The sequence below is a fragment of the Achromobacter sp. GbtcB20 genome (genome assembly GCF_019091095.1).
Classification (GTDB): Bacteria; Pseudomonadota; Gammaproteobacteria; order Burkholderiales; family Burkholderiaceae_B; genus Achromobacter; species Achromobacter mucicolens.
The window spans coordinates 1-229 of record NZ_JAGXJZ010000991.1 but is presented as its reverse complement, the minus strand read 5'-3'; the positions used below and the strand labels follow the sequence as shown (position 1 = coordinate 229).

Sequence of the window (229 nt, the reverse complement as noted above, 5' to 3'; positions counted from 1 at the left end):
ACTGGAACTGACGGACCAGGCGCAGGTGCGCGCCTTCTTCCGCGCCGAACGCATCGACCAGGTCTACCTGGCGGCGGCGAAGGTCGGCGGCATCCATGCGAATAATTCCTACCCGGCGGAATTCATCTACGACAATCTGCTGGTGGAAACCAATGTCGTGCACGAAGCTTGGCGCGCCGGCGTGTAGAAGCTCCTGTTCCTCGGTTCGTCCTGCATCTACCCGCCCCTG

Annotated in this window: 1 pseudogene; it reads left to right on the top strand. The window is 62.0% G+C overall.

What is annotated here, in order from left to right:
• Window positions 1-184 (top strand): annotated as a pseudogene (locus KVT32_RS31955) (NAD-dependent epimerase/dehydratase family protein); the annotation flags it as partial.
• Window positions 185-229: the final 45 nt, after the last annotated feature.